Genomic DNA, 292 nt, shown 5'->3' on the forward strand with positions numbered 1-292 from the left:
CCTTGCCTATGGGCCTAAATGGACTTGAACCATCGACCTCACGCTTATCAGGCGTGCGCTCTAACCAGCTGAGCTATAGGCCCGTTTCCAGCGTATCTGCTCTTTGAGGTACTACCCTCAAAACTAAACAATGTCTTCCCTACTCATGTGCTTTCCTCGCTTGCCGGACTTCTCTTAGCATTCCTGCTCTCCGTCTCGGCTTGCTCTTTCCTTAGAAAGGAGGTGATCCAGCCGCAGGTTCTCCTACGGCTACCTTGTTACGACTTCACCCTAATCATCTGTCCTGCCTTAG

At 51.4% G+C, this 292-nt stretch carries 1 tRNA gene and 1 rRNA gene; both read right to left on the minus strand.

Going from position 1 to position 292, the window contains the following annotated elements:
* Nucleotides 1–9 precede the first annotated feature (9 nt).
* Nucleotides 10–83: transfer RNA gene (locus H3U49_RS09800), tRNA-Ile, on the minus strand.
* A gap of 132 nt (nt 84–215) precedes the next feature.
* Nucleotides 216–292, minus strand: a 16S ribosomal RNA gene (locus H3U49_RS09805); the annotation flags it as partial.

The sequence above is a fragment of the Lactobacillus sp. W8174 genome, assembly GCF_016100975.1.
Taxonomy (GTDB): Bacteria; Bacillota; Bacilli; order Lactobacillales; family Lactobacillaceae; genus Lactobacillus; species Lactobacillus juensis.